This window comes from Streptomyces sp. NTD107, assembly GCF_059510435.1.
Genome location: NZ_JCAJZV010000003.1, coordinates 461,115 through 477,722, shown reverse-complemented (window position 1 = coordinate 477,722; position 16,608 = coordinate 461,115). Strand labels below are relative to the sequence as shown.

General features: G+C 72.1%; 19 protein-coding genes. 11 read left to right on the top strand and 8 right to left on the bottom strand.

Annotated features, from left to right (window positions below; all coding sequences use genetic code 11):
* From AC5WRL_RS09860 to AC5WRL_RS09845, 4 genes are all read right to left on the bottom strand, one after another.
* Positions 1–1,169 (bottom strand): methyltransferase (locus tag AC5WRL_RS09860; RefSeq protein WP_496087986.1); only part of this gene is annotated, 1,169 nt, incomplete at its 3' end.
* A gap of 187 nt (positions 1,170–1,356) precedes the next feature.
* Positions 1,357–1,998 (bottom strand): PH domain-containing protein, encoded by a 642-nt coding sequence (locus AC5WRL_RS09855; protein WP_496087985.1) that lies wholly within the window; start codon positions 1,996–1,998, stop codon positions 1,357–1,359.
* 67 nt (positions 1,999–2,065) lie between these two features.
* Positions 2,066–3,064, bottom strand: a complete 999-nt coding sequence (locus AC5WRL_RS09850) for a hypothetical protein (protein ID WP_496087984.1) — start codon at positions 3,062–3,064, stop codon at positions 2,066–2,068.
* A 120-nt stretch (positions 3,065–3,184) separates the two neighbouring features.
* Positions 3,185–3,694 (bottom strand): SigE family RNA polymerase sigma factor, encoded by a 510-nt coding sequence (locus AC5WRL_RS09845; RefSeq protein ID WP_496087983.1) that lies wholly within the window; start codon positions 3,692–3,694, stop codon positions 3,185–3,187.
* Positions 3,695–3,829: 135 nt separating this feature from the next.
* On the opposite strand from AC5WRL_RS09845, the gene deoC reads away from it, so the two are divergent.
* The 6 genes from deoC to AC5WRL_RS09815 all read left to right on the top strand — a co-directional run bounded on the left by deoC (position 3,830) and on the right by AC5WRL_RS09815 (position 8,449).
* On the top strand, positions 3,830–4,786 hold the full coding sequence (gene deoC, locus AC5WRL_RS09840; protein WP_496088014.1) for a deoxyribose-phosphate aldolase: 957 nt from the start codon (positions 3,830–3,832) through the stop codon (positions 4,784–4,786).
* A gap of 34 nt (positions 4,787–4,820) precedes the next feature.
* Entirely contained in the window at positions 4,821–6,257 is a 1,437-nt protein-coding gene (locus AC5WRL_RS09835) for an aldehyde dehydrogenase family protein (protein ID WP_496087982.1), read from the top strand.
* Positions 6,250–7,173 carry an aldehyde dehydrogenase family protein gene (locus AC5WRL_RS09830; RefSeq protein ID WP_496087981.1) on the top strand — a complete coding sequence of 308 codons (924 nt, stop codon included), beginning with the start codon at positions 6,250–6,252 and terminating at the stop codon, positions 7,171–7,173. Before AC5WRL_RS09835 ends, AC5WRL_RS09830 begins: the two co-directional genes overlap by 8 nt.
* A gap of 29 nt (positions 7,174–7,202) precedes the next feature.
* Positions 7,203–7,868, top strand: a complete 666-nt coding sequence (locus AC5WRL_RS09825; protein ID WP_496087980.1) for a uridine kinase family protein — start codon at positions 7,203–7,205, stop codon at positions 7,866–7,868.
* Between the two features lie 69 nt (positions 7,869–7,937).
* The gene (locus tag AC5WRL_RS09820) at positions 7,938–8,201 is read left to right on the top strand and encodes a type II toxin-antitoxin system Phd/YefM family antitoxin (protein ID WP_496087979.1); all 264 of its coding nucleotides are present in this window, start codon (positions 7,938–7,940) and stop codon (positions 8,199–8,201) included.
* Positions 8,198–8,449 (top strand): type II toxin-antitoxin system RelE family toxin, encoded by a 252-nt coding sequence (locus AC5WRL_RS09815; RefSeq protein ID WP_496087978.1) that lies wholly within the window; start codon positions 8,198–8,200, stop codon positions 8,447–8,449. Before AC5WRL_RS09820 ends, AC5WRL_RS09815 begins: the two co-directional genes overlap by 4 nt.
* A gap of 136 nt (positions 8,450–8,585) precedes the next feature.
* Here AC5WRL_RS09815 and AC5WRL_RS09810 read toward each other — a convergent pair whose 3' ends face one another.
* On the bottom strand, positions 8,586–9,377 hold the full coding sequence (locus AC5WRL_RS09810) for a SigE family RNA polymerase sigma factor (protein WP_496087977.1): 792 nt from the start codon (positions 9,375–9,377) through the stop codon (positions 8,586–8,588).
* Positions 9,378–9,549: 172 nt separating this feature from the next.
* On the opposite strand from AC5WRL_RS09810, the gene AC5WRL_RS09805 reads away from it, so the two are divergent.
* From AC5WRL_RS09805 to AC5WRL_RS09785, 5 genes are all read left to right on the top strand, one after another.
* The gene (locus tag AC5WRL_RS09805) at positions 9,550–10,227 is read left to right on the top strand and encodes a response regulator (RefSeq protein ID WP_496087976.1); all 678 of its coding nucleotides are present in this window, start codon (positions 9,550–9,552) and stop codon (positions 10,225–10,227) included.
* Positions 10,125–11,762: an ATP-binding protein gene (locus AC5WRL_RS09800; protein ID WP_496088013.1), complete on the top strand. Its 1,638-nt coding sequence runs from the start codon at positions 10,125–10,127 to the stop codon at positions 11,760–11,762. The genes AC5WRL_RS09805 and AC5WRL_RS09800 overlap by 103 nt, the downstream gene beginning before the upstream one ends.
* On the top strand, positions 11,759–12,463 hold the full coding sequence (locus AC5WRL_RS09795) for a hypothetical protein (protein WP_496087975.1): 705 nt from the start codon (positions 11,759–11,761) through the stop codon (positions 12,461–12,463). The genes AC5WRL_RS09800 and AC5WRL_RS09795 overlap by 4 nt, the downstream gene beginning before the upstream one ends.
* 73 nt (positions 12,464–12,536) lie before the next feature.
* Positions 12,537–13,220, top strand: coding sequence for a VanZ family protein (locus AC5WRL_RS09790; RefSeq protein ID WP_496087974.1), 684 nt, complete (start codon positions 12,537–12,539; stop codon positions 13,218–13,220).
* A gap of 105 nt (positions 13,221–13,325) precedes the next feature.
* Positions 13,326–13,703, top strand: coding sequence for a nuclear transport factor 2 family protein (locus AC5WRL_RS09785; RefSeq protein WP_496087973.1), 378 nt, complete (start codon positions 13,326–13,328; stop codon positions 13,701–13,703).
* 76 nt (positions 13,704–13,779) lie between these two features.
* Here the strand turns inward: AC5WRL_RS09785 and AC5WRL_RS09780 are convergent, their stop codons facing one another.
* The 3 genes from AC5WRL_RS09780 to AC5WRL_RS09770 all read right to left on the bottom strand — a co-directional run bounded on the left by AC5WRL_RS09780 (position 13,780) and on the right by AC5WRL_RS09770 (position 16,529).
* Positions 13,780–14,115 (bottom strand): hypothetical protein, encoded by a 336-nt coding sequence (locus tag AC5WRL_RS09780; RefSeq protein ID WP_496087972.1) that lies wholly within the window; start codon positions 14,113–14,115, stop codon positions 13,780–13,782.
* Positions 14,116–14,292: 177 nt separating this feature from the next.
* Positions 14,293–15,423 (bottom strand): adenosine deaminase, encoded by a 1,131-nt coding sequence (locus tag AC5WRL_RS09775; RefSeq protein ID WP_496087971.1) that lies wholly within the window; start codon positions 15,421–15,423, stop codon positions 14,293–14,295.
* A 47-nt stretch (positions 15,424–15,470) separates the two neighbouring features.
* Complete coding sequence (locus tag AC5WRL_RS09770) at positions 15,471–16,529, bottom strand: LysR family transcriptional regulator (RefSeq protein ID WP_496087970.1); 1,059 nt, start codon at positions 16,527–16,529, stop codon at positions 15,471–15,473.
* Between the last annotated feature and the right edge of the window lie 79 nt (positions 16,530–16,608).

Below are 16,608 nucleotides of genomic sequence, written 5' to 3'. Positions count from 1 at the left end.
GGGCGCGGCGCCAGGCGCCACAGCGAGGTGATCTCCACCGCCCGGGCCAGGTGCAGGGGGTCGTCCGGGTGGTGGGCGCGGGGGTGACGGGGTGGGGTGTCCAGTCGGGCGCGGACGTGCAGGCCGGACGCGGTGAAGGCGGCCAGCAGCTCGGCGCGGGTGCGCAGACCCAGGTGTTCGGCCAGGTCGGACAGGATCAGCCAGCCTTCCCCGGCCGGGGTCAGCCGGTCCCGCAGGCCGGTCATGAAGCCGTGCAGCATCGCGCCGTCCTCGTCGTAGACGCCCTGTTCCAGCACGGAGGTCGGGCGGGCCGGGAGCCAGGGCGGGTTGCAAACGATCAGGTCGGCCCGGCCCCCGGGGTGCCCCGGGGGGTAGAGGGTGGGGCCGGTCACCTCGATGCGGTCGGCCAGGCCCAGCCGGCGCGCGTTGGCGCGGGCGCAGGTGAGGGCGCGCGGGTTGCGGTCGGTGGCCACCACCCGCCGCACGCCCCGGCGGGCCAGCACGGCGGCCAGCACGCCGGTGCCGGTGCCCAGGTCGAAGGCCGTGCGCACCGGGCCCGGCAGGGGTGCCTGTGCCACCAGGTCGACATACTCCCCCCGGACCGGCGAGAACACCCCGTAGTGCGGGTGGACGCGGGCCCCCAGGGCCGGAACCTGGACACCCTTGCGGCGCCACTCGTGCGCGCCGATCACGCCCAGAAGCTCCCGGAGCGAGACCAGCCAGGGGCCGAGGCCGAGCCCGGGGCGGGAGCCGGCGGACGGGGGCGGGCCGTACGCCTCGGTGCAGGCCGCGCGGACGTCCGGCGCCCGGCGCAGGTCCAGGGACCGGCCGTCCGGCAGCAGCACCAGCACCCGCCCCAGCACGCGGGCGCGGTGCGCCCGGGCGCGGCGGTGTTCGGCGAAGGTACGCGCCGGTGGCGCCGTCCGGTCGATGTGGCGGGCCATCGCCCGCAGCAGCTGCCGCGCCTGTGGGAAGTCGCCGCGCCACAGCAGTGCGGTGCCCTCGCGGGCCAGCCGGTGGGCGGTGGCGGCGTTCATGCGGTCGCCGTCACCATGGCCGTCACCATCGCCCGTGACGACGATGCGGTGCGGCGGCGGGGTGGCGTTCTCGGAGTGCCAGTGGGCGCTCCGGGTGATGTGGTGCTCGGTCCAGTGGATGATCGTGGACACGGCTGGGGAACTCCTCGTGATCGAACGTGCGATGGCCTGCACGAAGAGCACTTCGACGAGGAGGGGGAGGGGTGACCTCGGTTCGGAGTGGGCTACCGCTCCCGCGTCGAAGTGCGGGAGTCCATGTCGCCCAGAACCATGCCCATCATCATTCTTCTTCTGTTTCCTTTCAGCTGTTCCGGCCGCTTCAGCCGGTGATCCACAGGATCAGCAGGCCGACCACACCCAGCGCGAGCGGGGCGAGGGTCTCGTAGGACCAGCGGACCGTGACCTCGCCCTGTGCGCCCGCGTCGCCCGCGTGCCGCTCGGCCAGGTCGCGCAGCTCCGCCACCGCCACATCGGAAGGGGCGGTACGGGGCCGGTCCGCGTCCTGGCCGATCCGGTCCCGGCCGCCGCCCATGCCGAGCAGGCCACCGCGCGGCTGCTCGCCCGCGGCAAGGCGCTCGTTGTGACGCGTGGCCTTGCCGCGGGCGCGCAGGGAGACCGGGATCGCCCACAGCTGGTACGTGGCGCCGCCCGCCGTCAGCTCGCAGGAGTAGGCCGCCTTCACGCTCTCCACCGTGGCCCAGGGGGCCACGATGGTGCGGAACGGGTTGCGCACCCGCAGCCGCTCGTCACCGGCGTAAACGGCCGGGCGGAAGGTGAACGCGCTGACCAGCGGCACCACCAGCAGCAGCGCGGCCACGGCGATCACCGGCGTACGGCCGTCGCCCCGCAGGATGGCGTCCCCGCCCAGCCAGGCGGCCAGACCGGTCAGCAGCACACCGGCGGCGAGTGCCGAGCCGGAGCGGTAGACGCGGTCGGCGTACTTCTGGGGCTCACTCGTCATGGCCCCGATTGTGCCGGACTCATCCCCCGACCGGTCCTGTGAGGTGTTCGCTCTGCGGGAATCCGCCTTACGGGAGGTCGATGGTCTGTGAGTCGAAGATCAGCTCACCGTCCTCGTCGTACCCCTTGATCACCGGATCGCCCGTCGGCGCATCCTCGGCGATGCCCGCGACCACGAAGTATCCGGAGTCGAGGATCGCGTCGTGGGTGGCGCCGGCGTAGGTCATGGTGACCCGCCCGACCTGCGGGTCGATCATCCCGTAGTTAGCCCAGCGGAACGGCGGGGCCCACTCGTCACTGGCGTAGTGCCGGCCGGCATTGACATCCGGGGCGACGAGCCAGCCCAGCTCGTCCATCTCCACCGACCGGCCGACGCTGTGCTGCACGTTCTGGAATGCCCCCGCGCTGTCGGTGGCGCAGGTCAGCTGGTGGTGCTCCTCGGCCGTGGGATCGTCCGTCACGGCGAGCACCTGCCGCCGCGCCTCCGGGCCACGGTTGGCGTCGCCCTCGCCCTGCCAGGCGAGCAGGATCCGCAGGCTGTCGATGGCGGGAACGGGCCTGGACCACTCCGTGTCGGGGTCCAGGTTCGCGCCGAGGCCCTCGGCGAGGCAGGCTTCCAGGCTCTCGGTCGCCTGCTCCAGGGTGATGCCGTCGAGCAGTTGCCGCTCCGGGTCGGACGGGGGCAGCGGGTGGTCCGCGTCATCCGGATCGGCGGTCACCTCGTGCGATTCCTCGTCGGTCGTCCCGCCGGTCGCCCCGCCGGTCGCCCCGCCGGTCGCCCCATCGGTCGCCCCGGGGGCCTCCGCCGGGGGTGCCGCGGGCAGTACGCCGGTGGCGCCCGCCCCGGGATCGCTGTCGCCGCCCGCCTGCGCGGCGATCGCGAAGCCGGGCACGGCCACCAACACGGCCAGGCCCGCGCCCAGCACCACCCTTCCGCGCCGCTGGGAGGCCCGGCCCTGCTGGGCGATCCGCTCGACGGGGGCCTCGGGCGGCACCATCCCCTCCGCCCGCTCGGCCAGCAGCTCACGCAGCCGACGTTCGACCTCGGTCTCGTTCTGGTTGGTCATCTCCAGCTCACTCTCTTCTTTCGCCCTGCCCACTTCTTGGCCCCGGCCTTGGTCCTGGCCGTGGCCTCGATCTCTCTCCCGGCACCGCCCACCCTCCGTCCGGGCGGTGCCGGCCGGCCCTCACCGCAGGGCGGCCACCGGGCTGTGCTGGACCAGCTGCCGCAGCTTCGCCAGCGCCTTGGCCGACTGGCTCTTGACCGTCCCTTTCGAACAGCCGAGCGCCACGGCCACCTCGGCCTCCGACAGGTCCTCCCAGTACCGCAGCACCACCACGGCCCGCTGCCGCTTCGGCAGCTTCAGCAGGGCCGCCTCCAGCAGTGCCCGCTGATCCGCGCGGGCCAGGTCGTCGGGCGCGGTCAGCACATCCGGTGGGATGTCGGTCAGGTGCTCACGGACTCGCCGTTTGCGGAACCGGTCGTGGTGGCAGCTCACCAGCACCCGCCGGACATAGGCGTCCGGATTGTCGCTGGCTCGCACCCGCCGCCAGGAGCGGTACACCTTGGTGAGCGCGCTCTGTGCGACGTCCTCGGCCAGGTGTGCGTCACCCGTCAGCAGGTAGGCCGTGCGCACCAGCCTGGGCCAGCGACTGCGCACAAACCCCTGGAACTCTTCCTCGTCCTCGGGCTTCATCTCCGCACCACCTCTTCAACCCTTCACCCCCTCGACCACCACTTCTCGCGATTCGGTTGCCCACCCGGAGCAGCGAATCCGGCGGATCCGGGGGTGGCCTCCCACTACGCGCGTAGATATGCTCGGCTCGTGAGCATGCCACCCACTGCCCCGGCCCCCGCCGCCCTCGCGGACGTCACCGCCTCCGACGCGGCCCTGCGCCGCTACCTCCACGGCCTCCCCGGCGTCGACGCGGTCGGCCTTGAGGCCCGTGCCGCCACCCTCGGCACCCGCTCGATCAAGACCACCGCCAAGGCGGCGGCCATCGATCTGGCCATCTCCATGATCGATCTGACCACCCTGGAGGGCGCGGACACCCCCGGGAAGGTGCGCTCGCTGTGCGCCAAGGGCGTGCGGCCCGACCCGACCGCCCCCGGCGTGCCTCATGTCGCCGCCATCTGCGTCTATCCCGACATGGTGGCAACCGCCAAGGAAGCGCTGGCCGGCACGCCCCTGAAGGTCGCCTCCGTCGCCACCGCCTTCCCGGCCGGCCGCGCCGCCCGCCCCGTCAAGCTCGCCGACACCCGCGACGCCGTGGCCGCCGGCGCGGACGAGGTCGACATGGTCATCGACCGGGGCGCGTTCCTCGCCGGGCGCTACCTGCATGTCTTCGAGGAGATCGCCGCCGTCCGCGAGGCCGCCGGACCCGCCCATCTGAAGGTCATCCTCGAAAACGGCGAGTTGTCGACCTACGACAACATCCGCCGCGCCTCCTGGCTGGCGATGCTGGCCGGCGCGGACTTCATCAAGACCTCCACGGGGAAGGTATCCGTCAACGCGACCCTCCCCAACACCCTCCTCATGCTGGAGGCCGTGCGCGACTTCCGCGCCGCCACCGGCCGCCAGATCGGCGTGAAGCCGGCCGGCGGCATCCGTACCACCAAGGACGCCATCAAGTACCTCGTGGTGGTCAACGAGACCGCGGGCCCCGACTGGCTGTCCCCCGACTGGTTCCGGATCGGCGCCTCCAGCCTGCTGAACGATCTGCTGATGCAGCGGCAGAAGCTGGCCACCGGCCGCTACAGCGGCCCCGACTACGTCACCGTCGACTGACAGCATCCGAGGACGCAAGGACACCACGAGACTGATGAGCATCTTCGCGTACGCACCCGCGCCCGAGTCGCGCGCCGTCGTCGACATCGCCCCCTCCTACGGCCTGTTCATCGACGGCGAGTTCCGACCCGCCGCCGAGGACAAGGTCTTCCCCACCCACTCCCCCGCCACCGAGGAGCAGTTGTCCGAGGTCGCCCACGCCGGGGCGGCGGACGTGGACGCGGCGGTCCGGGCGGCCCGTACCGCCTTCGGCCCCTGGTCGGCGCTGCCCGGCGCCGAGCGCGCCAAGTACCTCTTCCGGATAGCGCGCCTCCTCCAGGAGCGCTCCCGCGAGCTGGCCGTGCTCGAAACCCTCGACAACGGCAAGCCGATCCGCGAGTCCCGCGACACCGATCTGCCGCTGGCCGCCGCGCACTTCTTCTACTACGCGGGCTGGGCCGACAAGCTGGCGTACGCCGGTTTCGGCCCGGAGCCGCGCCCGCTGGGGGTGGCCGCCCAGGTCATCCCGTGGAACTTCCCGCTGCTCATGCTCGCCTGGAAGGTCGCCCCGGCGCTGGCCACCGGCAACACGGTCGTCCTCAAGCCCGCCGAGACCACCCCGCTGTCGGCGCTGTTCTTCGCCGACATCTGCCGCCAGGCCGGACTGCCGCGCGGCGTCGTCAACATCCTCACCGGGGACGGCTCCACCGGCGCCGAGCTGGTCGCCCACCCGGGCGTCGACAAGGTGGCCTTCACCGGCTCGACGGAGGTCGGCCGGGCCATCGCCCGTACGGTCGCGGGCACCCACAAGCGGCTCACCCTCGAACTGGGCGGCAAGGCCGCGAACATCGTCTTCGACGACGCGCCCATCGATCAGGCCGTCGAGGGCATCGTCAACGGCATCTTCTTCAACCAGGGCCATGTGTGCTGCGCCGGATCGCGGCTGCTGGTCCAGGAGTCGGTGCGCGACGAGCTGCTGGACGCGCTCAAGCGGCGCATGGAGACGCTGCGGGTGGGCGATCCGCTGGACAAGAACACCGACGTCGGCGCCATCAACTCCGCCGAGCAGCTGGGCCGCATCCAGGAGCTGGCGGCGGCCGGTGAGGCGGAGGGTGCCGCGCGCTGGTCACCTGCCTCGTGCGAACTGCCCGCCCAGGGGTACTGGTTCGCGCCGACCCTGTTCACCGATGTGCAGCAGTCGCACCGCATCGCCCGGGAGGAGATCTTCGGCCCGGTGCTGTCGGTGCTGACGTTCCGTACCCCGGAGGAGGCGGTGGCCAAGGCGAACAACACGCCGTACGGCCTGTCCGCCGGCATCTGGACGGAGAAGGGCTCGCGAATCCTGTCGGTGGCGGACAAGCTGCGGGCGGGCGTGGTGTGGGCCAATACGTTCAACAAGTTCGATCCCACGTCGCCGTTCGGCGGCTACAAGGAGTCCGGCTTCGGGCGCGAGGGCGGCCGGCACGGTCTGGAGGCGTACCTCAATGTCTGAGAAGAAGAAGACCGTGCAGACGGCGCCGACCGTGCAGACGGCCCCGACCGCCGCGCGCCTCAGCGTGCTGAAGACCTACAAGCTGTACGTCGGGGGCAAGTTCCCCCGCTCCGAGAGCGGACGGGTGTACGAGGTGACCGACTCCCGGGGCGGCTGGCTGGCCAACGCGCCCCTCTCCTCCCGCAAGGACGCCCGTGACGCGGTGGTCGCCGCCCGCAAGGCGTTCCCCGGCTGGTCGGGCGCGACCGCGTACAACCGGGGCCAGGTGCTGTACCGGGTCGCCGAGATGCTCACCGGCCGCCGCGAGCAGTTCGCCGCCGAGGTCGCCGACGCCGAGGGGCTGCCGGCGGACGCCGCGCTGGCGGCGGTGGACGCGGCCGTCGACCGCTGGGTCTGGTACGCGGGCTGGACCGACAAGATCGCGCAGATCGCGGGCGGCGCCAACCCGGTGGCCGGACCGTTCTTCAACCTGTCGGTGCCCGAGCCGACCGGCGTGGTCGCGGTACTGGCGCCGCAGCGCTCCTCGCTGCTCGGCCTCGTCTCCGTCCTGGCGCCGGTCATCGCCGGCGGCAACACGGCGGTGGTGGTGACGAGCGCGAAGGCGCCGCTGCCCGGGCTGTCGTTCGCCGAGGTGCTGGCCACCTCCGACGTGCCGGGCGGGGTCGTCAACATCCTCTCCGGCGACACGGCGGAGCTGGGCCTTCCGCTGGCGGCGCACCAGGACGTCAACGCGCTCGATCTGGCGGGCACGGTCGGCGATCCGGAGCTGGCGGTACGGCTGGAGACGGCCGCCGCCGACAACCTCAAGCGGGTGCTGCGGCCCACGCCCCCCGAGGACTGGACGGCCGACCCGGGCACCGGCCGGCTGCTGGCGTTCCTGGAAACAAAGACCGTCTGGCACCCCATCGGCGTCTGAACGGCGCGCATACGGGACAATGGGGTCCCGTGACCGTTACGCCGCGCACCCCGCCGATACCACCCACGTCGCAGGCGGACCCGGAGCCCGGACCCCGGGCCCGGGTCATCCTGCTGACCGGCCCCTCCGGTTCCGGGAAGTCAAGGCTCGCCGTACGCTCCGGGCTGCCGGTGCTGCGGCTCGACGACTTCTACAAGGAGGGCACGGACCCCACCCTGCCCCCGCTGCCGGACGGCTCCGGTGACACGGACTGGGACCACCCGGCCTCCTGGAACGCGGCGGCGGCGCTCGACGCGGTCCGGCGGCTGTGCGTGGAGGGCAGGGCCACCGTTCCCGTGTACGACATCTCCACCTCCGCCATCACCGGCAGCGCGCCGCTCGACCTGGGCGGGGCTCCGCTGTTCGTCGCGGAGGGCATCTTCGCGGCCGAGATCAGCGCGGAGTGCGGGCGGGAGGGCCTGGCGGCGGACACGCTGTGTCTGCGCAACCGGCCGCTGACCACCTTCCGGCGGCGGCTGGTGCGCGATGTGCGCGAGTCGCGGAAGTCGCTGACGTTCCTGCTGCGGCGGGGGTGGAAGCTCATGCGCGCGGAGGGGCGGATCGTGGCGCGGCACGAGGCGCTGGGCGCGTACGCGTGCGGCCGGGACGAGGCGCGGGCGCGGATCGCCGATCTGGTCGGAGGCAGCCGTCGTTGAGTAGGCGATCGGCGTACGCGAGTGTCAAGTTTTGTACACTACTCAGCAGAGTTATGTACTCTGCTCGACATGAGTGACACCTATGCGATGACGGAAGCCCGCGCGAAGTTCGGCACGCTCATCCGCCGGGCTGCGCATTCCCACGAGCGCATCACCATCACCGACCACGGCCATGCTGCCGCCATACTGATCAACCCGCAGGATCTGGCGGATCTGGAAGAAGCCCTGGCCGTGTCCGAGTACCAGCGCCAGAAGGCCGAGGGCACATTGGTGCTCATCCCCCACGAAGAGGCCCGTCGCAGGCTCGGGTTGGATCAGGACAGCAGCGAGTGAACTACCGAGTGGACTGGAGTCCGGGAGCACTCAACTCAGCCGCCCGTTTCCTCAAGGAAGATCCCGAAGGCCTCAGGCAGGTCTTCGCCTCTGTCGACCTCCTGGCAGCTGATCCCCGGCCCGAAGGCAGTGCCCCCTACGGGTCCAACGACCTGCGACGCATCAAGATCGGCCGCTACCGCGTCATCTATGAGGTCCAGGAGCTGACCATCAGCATCGGGGTCATGACCCTCGGCTGGGTGCCCTGACCCGACCGTGCAGACTTCAGCGGGGTCCGGTGCCCCCCAGGCGCCGGACCCCGCTCGGTTCCCCCGTGTTTCCCCCGTTTCCCCTTTCCCTCGGGTTTCCCCGCGTTCCCCCGTTTCCCCTGTTTCCCCCGATCCCTCAGGCCACCAGCTCGCCGAAGGACTCCTCCTGGTCCCGCCCCATGCTCAGGGAGCGGTCCTCGCGCAGCCGGCGCAGGGTGCGCCAGATGCTGCTCTTCACGGTGCCGACGCTGATGTTCAGCGTGTCCGCGATCTCCGGGTCGGTCTGGCCCTCGTAGTAGCGCAGCACCAGCATCGTGCGCTGCTGTTCGGGCAGCCGCGCCAGCGCCTGCCACAGCACGGTGCGCAGCTCCGTGCCGCGCATCGTGTCGTACTCGCCCGGCGCCTCGGGCAGTTCCTCGGTCGGGTACTCGTTCAGCTTGCGGCGGCGCCACGCGCTGATGTGCAGGTTGGTCATGGTGCGGCGCAGATAGCCGCCGACCGCCGCCTTGTCGGTGATCCGCTCCCAGGCGCGGTACGTGGACAGCAGCGCGCTCTGGAGCAGGTCCTCCGCCTCGTGCCGGTCACCGGTGAGGTGGTAGGCGGTTGCGTACAGGGAGGCGCGGCGCTCTTGCACGTAGGCGGTGAACTCCGCCTCCGTGACCCCCTCGCGCCGCGCTCCCCGCACGGTTCCCCCGGTTCCCCCGATCCCCCCGTTCTCCCCCGTCTTCCCCCCCACCGTGTCCACCGCGCTGAGGTGCGCCGGACGCGGATGACCGATGCCGCGATGACCCCCAAGCCTGTTCGCGACGCCGGACGATGCGGTCGACGACGTGTTCCCCGTCACGTCGCACCGCACGGGAACCACGGAGGTGCGAGCGCGCGTCGTACCGATGACTGCCGTGTTGCTGATGCTGTGCAGTGCGCTCATCCCGCTGCCCCCATCGTGTTGCCGTGCCGTACTCGGTGCGTCGGGGAATACATTGCCCGGCCAGTTTCATGGGCCCGTCCCCCAACTGTCACAGCGGTGTCACAGGGCCGCCGGCTCCGTTCCGGGAACGCACGGTCGAACTCCCCGGGGTCCATAGGCCACAATGAGCCGCGTGGCTTTCCTGTTGCTGATCGAGGACGACGAGGCGGTACGTACCGCCCTGGAGATGAGCCTGTCTCGCCAGGGGCACCGCGTGGTGACCGCCGCTACCGGCGAGGACGGTCTGACGCTGCTGCGCGAGCAGCGGCCCGATCTCATCGTTCTGGACGTCAACCTGCCCGGAATCGACGGATTTGAGGTCTGCCGTCGCATTCGTCGCACGGACCAGCTGCCGATCATCCTCCTCACCGCCCGCAGCGACGACATCGATGTCGTCGTCGGCCTCGAATCCGGCGCCGACGACTACGTCGTCAAACCCGTACAGGGCCGGGTCCTGGACGCCCGCATCCGCGCCGTCATGCGGCGCGGCGAGCGCGAGTCGCACGACGCCGCCACCTTCGGCGCCATCACCATCGACCGCGCCGCCATGACCGTCACCAAGAACGGCGAGGACCTCCAGCTCACCCCCACCGAACTGCGCCTGCTGCTCGAACTCAGCCGCCGCCCCGGCCAGGCACTGTCCCGGCAGCAGCTGCTGCGCCTGGTGTGGGAGCACGACTACCTCGGCGACTCCCGCCTGGTGGACGCCTGCGTCCAGCGGCTGCGCGCCAAGGTCGAGGACGTGCCCTCCTCCCCCAAGCTGATCCGTACGGTGCGCGGCGTGGGCTACCGGCTGGACGCCCCTTCGTGACCCGCACCCCGACCGGAACCCGGCGCTGGGGCCGGCTCATACGCCGCGCGCTGCGCCTCACCTCGCTGCGGCTGCGCCTGGTCACCGTCTTCGCCCTGGTCGCGCTGGTCGCCGCCGTCTCGGTGTCGGGGATCGCGTACTGGCTCAACCGCGACGCCGTCCTCACCCGCGCGCAGAACTCGGCGCTCAAGGACTTCAGCCAGGCGCTCGGCGACGGCGCGGGCGGCCTCCCCGAGCACGCCGCCTGCGAAATGCTGCGCGACATGGGCACGATCATGACCAGCGGCAACCAGACGTACCAGGTGGTGCTGGTCGACGAGGGCGGCCCGGACGGCGACTGCGTCATAGAGACCGCCCCCAAGAGCTTCCGGCTCGACATGATCCCCGTCTCGCTCAGGGACGCCGTGCACCAGGAGCGCGACGACACCGACGCCCCCTACCACCTGTACTGGCAGCGGGTGGAGATCGACGGCGACCCGTATCTCATCGGCGGCGCCCAGGTCATCGACGGCGGCCCCACCGGCTACCTGCTCGCCTCCCTCATACCGGAGCGCGACGACCTCAACTCCCTGGCCTGGTCGCTCGGCATCGCCACCGCGCTCGCGGTGATCGGCTCCGCGCTGCTCGCCCAGGCCGCCGCCACCATGGTGCTGCGGCCGGTCGCCCGGCTGTCGAACGCGGCGCGGCGGCTCGGCGAGGGCAAGCTGCACACCCGCCTTGAGGAGCGCGGCGCGGACGAGCTGGCGCAGCTGTCCCGTACGTTCAACGCCGCCGCGGCCTCCCTGGAGCACCGGGTCGAGGATCTGCGGGCCCGGGAGGCGGCCAGCCGGCGCTTCGTCGCCGACATGTCGCACGAGCTGCGTACCCCGATGACCGCGATCACCGCCGTGACGGATGTGCTGGAGGAGGAGGCCGACAGCCTCGACCCGATGATCGCGCCCGCCGTCCAGCTGGTGGTGAGCGAGACCCGGCGGCTGAACAGCCTGGTGGAGAATCTGATGGAGGTCACCCGCTTCGACGCGGGCACCGCCAAGATGGTCGTGGACGATGTCAACATCGCCGACCAGCTCACCCACTGCATCGACGCCCGCGCCTGGCTGGACGCGGTCGAGCTGGACGCCGACCGTACGATCACCGCCCGGCTGGACCCGCGCCGCCTCGATGTCATCCTGGCGAATCTGATCGGCAACGCCCTCAAGCACGGCGGTGGCCGGTCGGTACGGGTCTCGGTGCGCGAGGAGAGCGACCCGGCGACGGGGCGGGACGACGTGGTGGTGGAGGTCGCCGACCAGGGGCCCGGCATCCCGGAGGAGGTGCTGCCGCACGTCTTCGACCGCTTCTACAAGGCGAGCGCGTCGCGGCCCCGCTCCGAGGGCAGCGGTCTCGGCCTGTCCATCGCCCTGGAGAACGCCCATCTGCACGGCGGCGAGATCTCGGCGGCCAACGCCCCGGGCGGCGGCGCGGTGTTCACCCTGCGGCTGCCGCGCGAGGCGCCCGGGGAGCGCGGCGACGACGGAGAGGAGCGGACCCCGTGAGGGCACGTACGGGCCGGGCGGGACGGCCTGCGGTACGGATACGGGTGCGGGCGCTGGCGCAGTCACGGGTACGGTCGCGGTCGCGGGTGCGGGTACGGTCCGGGGCGCTGCTGGCCGCGGCGGCGATCGTCGCGCTGGCCGGCACCGCCGGGTGCGGTATCCGCCCCACCAATGTGCCCGTGGACGCCGGGCCCGCCCCGTCCCGGGCCAGCTGCGACACCACGATGAACGCGACCGGCGAGAGCGGCGCCCCCGGCACCGCCACCGACACCACCTCGGTGTATCTGGTGTGCGGCACCCGGGTGGAGGCCGTAGCGCGCGCCGTCGACACCGCCGCGGCCGGCCAGGACCGGGTGGCGCTGGCCGCCGCCCTGCTGACGGAGTTGCAGAACGACCCCGGCGAGAACGAGCGGGCGGCCGGCTTCACCAGCGCCGTACCCCTGGGCCTCACGGTGAGCGGACCGGTCGGGGACGACCCCGGCACGGTGCTGCGGCTGAGCGAACGCCCCAGCGAACTGTCGGCGTTCGCACTCGCACAGATCATCTGCACTTTCGCGCAACTGGAGCAGCTGGGCAACGGCCACGCCGTGGTACTCGGCGGCCCCGCCGACTCGCCCGATCCGCGCCCGCAGACCTACCCGTGCAGCGCGGCGATGCGGCACAGCCCCGAGTCGGCTCCCTCGGTGGGCCGCTCCCTGTAGGAGCCGCCCGTGCGGCCCATCACACTCGCCCGGAACCGGAACCGCTGCGGGGGGCAGTGGCGTCCTGAGATCCGTGCACCGTCATCACGGCGGCCCGGCCGGGCCCGCCAAGCGCGAAAGCGGTCATCGCGGCGAGGCCCGCGACCAGAAGGTCGACCCGAGGGTACGGGTGACGGCCTTCCTGCTGCTCACCTGCTACCTCGCCGTCGTCGGCTGGCTGATGCTGCGGCCCCGCACCGTGATGTGGGTCTCACCGCCCAACCTGGAGCCGTTCGCGACCATCCGGGCCGACCTCGCGGCCGGTCCGGGGCAGGCGCTGCGCACCATCGGGGCAGGGCTGGCGGTCTTCGCCCCGCTGGGGGTGCTGCTGCCGCTGCTGGGCCAGCGGCTGGGCGGCTCGCGCTTTGTCTCGCTCTTCCGCACCGTGTTCGCGGCTGCGATGATCTCGCTCGGGATCGAACTCATGCAGTCGCTGGAACCCACCCGGGTCGCGGATGTGGACTCGCTGCTGCTGAACGCCTGCGGGGTCACCCTCACGCATCTGCTGTGCTACGGGAAGCTGCGGGACCTGCTGCTGCGCGACACCCGGCCGCCGTCGCCGTCCCCGCGCGCGGAGCCCGACACCGTGCCCGCGCCGATCGGCTCGGCGGCCCCGTTCCGCCGTCCGGAGGCCCGCCGCAGCACCCACCGGGTCGCCCTGACCAGGGCGCCGGCCACGGCCACGGCCACGGGCGGCGCGGGGATCGCCGCCCGCTGATGAGAGCCGGTGCCGAGCCGGTGCCGAGCCGGTGCCGACCGGGTCCCGAGCCAGTGGTGCTGTCGGGGCCGGCTGTGTGTCAGTGCCGGCTGCCATGATGCGCCCGTGAAGCCGATAAAGACTGTTCAGGGCCTGTGGGACCGCATGCAAGCGCGGGACTGGGCCGGGGTGCGTGAAGCGCTGGCCGAGGATGTGGTCGTGGAGTGGCCCGTCAGCGGCGAGCGGATCGTGGGGCGGGAGAACTTCGTGCGCATCAACGCGGAGTATCCGGAGGGGTGGTCGATCCGGGTGCTGCGCATCGTGGCGGACGGCGCGGAAGTCGTCTCCGAGGTGGAGGTCCCGCACGAGACCATGGGCGTGCACCGGGTGGCCTCGTTCTGGACGGTCCGGGACGGGCGGATCGTCCGGGGCCGTGAGTACTGGAGCGAGGTGGGCTCCGATCCGGCGCCGCAGTGGCGGGCCGGGTATGTGGAGCGCGTCTGACCTGCCCGGGGACAGCGGAAAGGGCCGCGCCCCGCGTGCGTACACGCGCCGGGGTGCGGCCCTTTCGCCGGGTGGATCAGAGCAGGCCGCTGCCGCTGAGGGCGCCGGCGGGGAGGCCGCCCAGCAGGCCGCTGGTGGCCTGGTTCAGCACATCGCCGTTGCTGCCCAGCAGGGCGCTGGGGTCGGTGGCGCCGTTCAGCGGCTTGGTGACTTCCTGGAGGCCCGCGGCGGCGTTGTCGCCGTTACCAGTGAGACCACCGGCCACATCGCCCAGCGGCACGGCCTTCACGACCTGGCCGGTGGTCCCGGCCACCAGCTGCTCGCCCAGCGCGTGGGCGGAACCGGCACCGGTGGCGGCGAGCGCGGCACCGACGGCGGCGGCGCCCAGGGTCTTCACGGTTGTGTGCTTCATGAGTCACTACGTCCTTGCGTGGGGTGGGATGTCAGCGGCGAGGGCCCGAGGGCGAACGTAGCCACTGAAAGCCCGCGCCGCAAAGGATCGAAATGTCTCGCGCGTCCCGCCCGCCGGTCGGATCAACTGCCTTTTCCGGTACGTCCATCCGCCGCACCGCCCCGTCATCCGACCAGGTCAGGCGGGGTTTTCCGACACGGATGGGAACAGCCACTCGGAGCGTAGTGCGGCATATCCCGGCTTGATCACCTCATTGATCATGGCGAGACGTTCATCAAAAGGAATGAACGCCGACTTCATCGCATTCACCGTGAACCACTGAAGATCATCGAGGGAATACCGGAACGTCCGTACGAGATGCTCGAATTCACGGCTCATGCTCGTGTCGCTCATGAGCCGGTTGTCGGTGTTGACCGTCACCCGGAACCGGAGCCGCCGCAGCAGTCCGATGGGATGCTCGGCGTACGAGGGCGCCGCACCCGTCTGGAGGTTGGAGGTCGGGCACATCTCCAGCGGAATCCGCTTGTCGCGCACGTACGCCGCCAGCCGCCCCAGCCGCACCGTACCGTCCTCCGCCACCTCGATGTCGTCGATGATCCGCACCCCGTGGCCCAGCCGGTCGGCGCCGCACCACTGGAGGGCCTGCCAGATCGACGGGAGCCCGAACGCCTCGCCCGCGTGGATGGTGAAGTGGTTGTTCTCGCGCTTGAGGAACTCGAACGCGTCCAGGTGCCGGGTGGGCGGGAAGCCCGCCTCGGCACCGGCGATGTCGAAGCCGGCGACGCCTCGATCGCGGTAGCGGTTGGCGAGTTCGGCGATCTCGAAGGCCCGCGCGGCGTGCCGCATGGCGGTGAGCAGGGCCGCGGTACGGATCCGGTGGCCGGTCAGCGCGGCCCGCCGTTCGCCTTCGCGGAAGCCCTCGTTGACGGCCTCGACCACCTGCTCCAGGGTGAGCCCGTCCTCCAGATGCTGCTCGGGGGCGTAGCGGATCTCCGCGTACACCACCCCGTCCGCCGCCAGGTCCTCCACGCACTCGGCGGCCACCCGTACGAGCGCGTCGCGGCGCTGCATCACGGCGCAGGTGTGCGCGAACGTCTCCAGATAGCGCGGCAGCGAACCGGAGTCGGCGGCCTCGCGGAACCAGGCGCCCAGCTTGCCGGCGTCGGTGGCCGGCAGCCGGTCGTAGCCCTGCTCGGCGGCCAGTTCGACGATGGTGGCGGGGCGCAGCCCGCCGTCGAGGTGATCGTGCAGCAGGACCTTGGGGGCGCGCCGGATCTGTTCCCGGTCCGGCGGGGTGGTCTGAGTCATCCCGGCACTGTAGCGCCTACGCGCGTAGATGGGGTGGACGGACGCCGTCACCCGGGCGCCGCGTGATCCGCTCCGGCCCGGCCCGGGTCCGTACCGGCCGGGTCCGTACCGGCCGGCTCCGTACCGCCCGGCTCCGTGCGGCCCGAACCGGCGAACCGGCCGCGCCGCCCCAGCAGGAACCGTTTGAAGTCGGCGACCGGCCGGGTGTCCGGGTGCCCGGCCAGCCAGGCGACGCCGATCTCGCGCACCGCGCGCGGCGCCGTCACCGCCAGATCCCGCGCGCCGGGGCGCGGCACCATCGGCGGCGGCAGCAGCGCCACCCCCAGCCCGGCGGCCACCAGCCCGCGCAGCGTCTCCGGCTCCTCCCCCTCGAACGCGATCTTCGGTATGAACCCGGCCCGCGCGCACAGCACATCCGTCAGCTTCCGCAGCCCGTACCCCGGTTCGAGGGTGACGAACGCCTCGTCCGCCGCCTCCGCCAGCCGCACCCGCTTGCGCCCCGCGAGCCGGTGCCCGGCCGGCACCACCAGGAACAGCCGCTGCTCGTCCAGGCGCCGGGTCACCAGGTCGGGGGCCTCGGGGATCGGCGAGGTGAGACACAGGTCGAGCTGGCCCAGCCGCATCCGTTCGATCATGTCCTCGCCGTAGCTCTGGACGAGCGCGAACCGGACCCGGGGGTGGTCCTGGCGGAACTCCCGGATCAGGGCGGGTACGGTCTCCGGGCCCATGGTGTGCAGAAAGCCGAACGCCACCTTGCCGGCCGCCGGATCGGCGTCGGCCCGTACCGCCTCCGCCGCCCGGCCGATCTCGCCGAGCGAGCGCTCCACCGAGCGGGCGAAGGCCCGGCCCGCCGGGGTGAGGCTGACATTGCGGCCGTGCCGGGCCAGCAGCGCCACCCCGAGATCGGCCTCCAGGCGGGCCATGGCGCGGCTGAGGGTGGACTGGGGCACGCCCAGCTCGCGGGCGGCCTGGGTGATGTGCTCGTGGCGGGCGACGGCGGCGAACTGGGCGAGGCGCGGGCTGAGCAGCGCGGCCCACGCCTCGGGCGGGACTTCGGCGCCCGGGCCTGTTACGTGGATGTCTTTTCCGTTGCCCGGATATGACATGGACCCCCACCACCTGTACTGATGCACTGGAGCATCAATCATCGCAGCTTTGTGCATTGGACGCATGAAAGGCGGCGTC